Annotated in this window: 3 protein-coding genes; all 3 read left to right on the forward strand. The window is 34.1% G+C overall.

What is annotated here, in order from left to right; all coding sequences use genetic code 11:
* Nucleotides 1–8 precede the first annotated feature (8 nt).
* The 3 genes from carA (at nt 9) to ACIQZC_RS09675 (ending at nt 3973) form a co-directional block, all read left to right on the forward strand.
* Nucleotides 9–1118 carry a glutamine-hydrolyzing carbamoyl-phosphate synthase small subunit gene (gene carA / locus ACIQZC_RS09665; RefSeq protein ID WP_396139023.1) on the forward strand — a complete coding sequence of 370 codons (1110 nt, stop codon included), beginning with the start codon at nt 9–11 and terminating at the stop codon, nt 1116–1118.
* Nucleotides 1119–1217: 99 nt separating this feature from the next.
* Nucleotides 1218–2513: a phosphopyruvate hydratase gene (gene eno, locus ACIQZC_RS09670; protein ID WP_396139021.1), complete on the forward strand. Its 1296-nt coding sequence runs from the start codon at nt 1218–1220 to the stop codon at nt 2511–2513.
* A 176-nt stretch (nt 2514–2689) separates the two neighbouring features.
* Nucleotides 2690–3973: a citrate synthase gene (locus ACIQZC_RS09675; RefSeq protein WP_396139022.1), complete on the forward strand. Its 1284-nt coding sequence runs from the start codon at nt 2690–2692 to the stop codon at nt 3971–3973.
* Nucleotides 3974–4035 lie beyond the last annotated feature (62 nt).

Genomic DNA, 4035 nt, shown 5'->3' on the forward strand with positions numbered 1-4035 from the left:
ACAGCACAATGAAATACAACAATCGATCTAAAGCCGTTTTATTGTTAAAAGACGGAACTATTTTTCACGGAAAATCAATTGGAATTGAAGGCATTACTTTCGGAGAAGTTGCTTTTAATACAGGTACGACAGGTTATCAAGAAATTTTTACCGATCCTTCTTATTTCGGTCAAATTATGGTTACTACTAATGCACATATTGGAAACTACGGCGTTAATGAGAAAGAAGTAGAGTCAAATTCAGTTAAAATTTCTGGCTTAGTTTGTAAAAATTTTAGCTTTAATTATTCGCGCGTAGATGCTACTGAAAGTTTATTTGACTATTTGAAAAAACAAAATCTTATTGTAATTTCTGATGTTGATACAAGAGCTTTAGTGAGCTACATTAGAGATAACGGAGCTATGAATGCAGTTATTTGTACTGATGGAACGCCAATTGAAGAATTAAAAGAAAGATTAGAGCAAGTTCCAGACATGAACGGATTGGAATTAGCTTCAAAAGTTTCAACTACAACGCCTTATTTCTTCGGAAACGAAACTGCAAAATACAAGATTTCTGCATTGGATTTAGGAATCAAAACAAATATCCTTCGCAATCTTGCTTCAAGAGATTGTTACATTAAAGTATTTCCTTATAACGCTTCTTTTCAAGATTTAAAAGCGTTTAACCCAGATGGGTATTTTTTATCAAATGGTCCTGGCGATCCTGAACCGTTAGAAAGTGCTCAAGAAGTGGCTAAACAAATATTAAACGAAAACAAACCTTTGTTTGGAATTTGTTTAGGACACCAAATTATCGGTTTGGCTAATGGAATTTCTACTTATAAAATGTTCAACGGTCACCGCGGAATCAATCATCCAGTTAAAAATATATTAACAGGCAAAGGCGAAATCACTTCACAAAATCATGGATTTGCAATTGTACGTGAAGAATTAGACAAGCATCCAGATTTCGAATTGACACATGAGCATTTGAATGATGGAACCGTAGCTGGAATGCGAATGAAATCTAAAAATTGTTTTTCAGTGCAATACCACCCAGAAGCTAGTCCAGGACCTCATGATTCTAGCTATTTATTTGATCAATTTATCGAAAATATTAAATCTGCATCCAACTAAAACGTTATCGTTTATAAGTTTTTTGCATTTCGTAATATTGTTCAATTTTAAGTTTTAAATTTGTTATTATTCTTAAAATACTAAATAAAAAAATATAAAATGAGTATTATCATAAAAGTACACGCAAGACAAATTTTAGATTCTCGTGGCAACCCAACAGTTGAAGTTGACGTAATTACAGAAAACGGAATTTTAGGTCGCGCAGCTGTTCCTTCAGGTGCTTCAACCGGTGAACACGAAGCGGTTGAACTTCGTGATGGTGGAAAATCATACATGGGTAAAGGAGTTTTAAAAGCGGTTGAAAATGTAAATACCAAAATTGCTGAGGCGGTTGTAGGAATGTCGGTTTTTGAGCAAAATCTAATCGATAGAATAATGATCGATTTAGACGGAACAGCTAATAAATCAAATTTAGGTGCAAATGCTATTTTAGGTGTTTCATTGGCGGTTGCAAAAGCTGCAGCTAATGAATTAGGAATGCCTTTATATCGCTATGTGGGTGGTGTTTCTGCAAATACATTACCTGTTCCAATGATGAATATCATCAACGGCGGATCCCATTCTGATGCGCCTATTGCATTTCAAGAATTTATGGTGATGCCAGTAAAAGCAAAAAATTTCACGCATGCGATGCAAATGGGAACCGAAATTTTTCATAATCTGAAAAAAGTATTACACGATAGAAACCTATCTACTGCAGTAGGAGATGAAGGTGGATTTGCTCCAAATTTAGCCGGAGGAACAGAGGATGCTTTAGATTCTATCAAATTAGCAGTAACAAACGCTGGTTATACTTTTGGAGACGATGTAATGATTGCCCTAGACTGTGCAGCTTCTGAATTTTATGTAAACGGAAAATACGATTATACAAAATTTGAAGGCGAAACAGGAAAAATTAGAACTTCTGAAGAACAAGCATCCTATTTGGCTGAATTAGCTGCAAATTATCCAATTATTTCAATCGAAGACGGAATGTATGAAGACGATTGGGAAGGTTGGAAATTATTAACAGAAAAAATCGGAGATAAAGTACAATTAGTAGGAGATGATTTATTTGTAACCAATGTTGAGCGATTATCTCGTGGAATAAGTCAATCAATCGCTAACTCAATTTTAATTAAAGTAAATCAAATCGGTACTTTGACCGAAACGATTGCTGCGGTTAACATGGCGCATAACGCAGGTTATACTTCAGTGATGAGTCACCGATCTGGAGAAACCGAAGACAATACGATTGCAGATTTAGCGGTTGCTTTAAATTGCGGACAAATCAAAACAGGTTCGGCTTCTCGTTCAGATAGAATGGCAAAATACAACCAACTTTTAAGAATCGAAGAAGAATTAGCCGATGTAGCTTATTTCCCTGGTGTAAATGCTTTTAAAATAAAAAGATAAAACTATTACTTGGTTCATTATCTAAATATAAAACCCTTTCTTAATGTAAATTTTGAAAGGGTTTTTCATGTATATTATTTAACCATTTTTTATCATATTTTGCTTTATCGTTTGCGTAAAATTTGCTAAATTCGCAACATACATAAATATTTTCCCAAAAAACACATTATAATTATATGTCAAATATTGCAATATTAGAATTAGATGGCAAAAAGTATGAGTTTCCAGTAATTGTAGGAACTGAAAATGAAGTGGCTATCGATATCGACAAATTACGTAGTGCTTCTGGCGCTATTACGATCGACCCGGGATATAAAAATTCGGGATCTTGTATAAGCGAAATAACCTTTTTAGATGGAGAAGAAGGAATTCTTCGATATAGAGGATATTCTATTGAAGATTTAGCAGACAAAGCCAATTTTTTAGAAGTTTCTTACTTATTAATTTTTGGAGAATTGCCAACTAAAGTGCAATTAGAAAAATTTGAAAACGATATTCGCAAATACACATTGGTAAATGAAGAAATGAAAAACATTATTGATGGTTTTCCAAAAACGGCTCATCCAATGGGTGTTTTGTCTTCATTAACAAGTGCATTAACAGCCTTCAATCCAAAGTCTGTAAATCCTCACAACGAAAAAGAAATGTATGAGGCAGTTTGTAAAACAATTGGTAAATTTCTTGTTATTGCAACATGGACATACAGAAAATCTATGGGTTATCCATTAAATTATTATGACAACACAAAAGGATATGTAGATAATTTCATGCGATTAATGTTTGAATTACCTACCGGACCTTATAAAGCTGATCCAAAAGTGGTTGCAGCATTAGATAAATTATTCATTCTTCACGCAGATCATGAGCAAAACTGTTCAACTTCAACCGTTAGAATTGTAGGTTCTTCGCATGCTGGATTGTTTGCTTCAATTTCTGCAGGGGTTTCTGCACTTTGGGGACCACTTCATGGTGGTGCAAATCAAGCAGTATTAGAAATGTTGCAAGAAATTCACGACAATGGTGGTGATGTAGCAAAATTTGTTTTAAAAGCAAAAGATAAAGACGATGCATTCCGTTTGATGGGATTTGGTCATAGAGTTTACAAAAACTTTGATCCAAGAGCTACAATTATTAAAAAAGCTGCTGACGATGTTTTAACGGCTTTAGGAGTTGATGATCCATTATTAGATATTGCTAAACAATTAGAAAAAGTAGCTTTGGAAGACGAATATTTCAAATCTAGAAACTTATATCCAAACGTAGATTTTTATTCTGGAATAATTTACCGTGCTATGGGAATTCCGGTTGAAATGTTTACCGTTTTATTTGCTATTGGTCGTTTACCTGGATGGATAGCACAATGGAAAGAAATGCGCGTTAACAAAGAGCCAATTGGTCGCCCTAGACAAGTGTATACAGGGTATCCGTTGCGCGATTTTAAAGAGGTACATAACAGATAATTTTAAACCCATCTTTTGATGGGTTTTTTTTATTTTACACGTTTTTTTGGACTCACTTTCTC

It is taken from the genome of Flavobacterium sp. (genome assembly GCF_044338735.1).
GTDB lineage: Bacteria > Bacteroidota > Bacteroidia > Flavobacteriales > Flavobacteriaceae > Flavobacterium.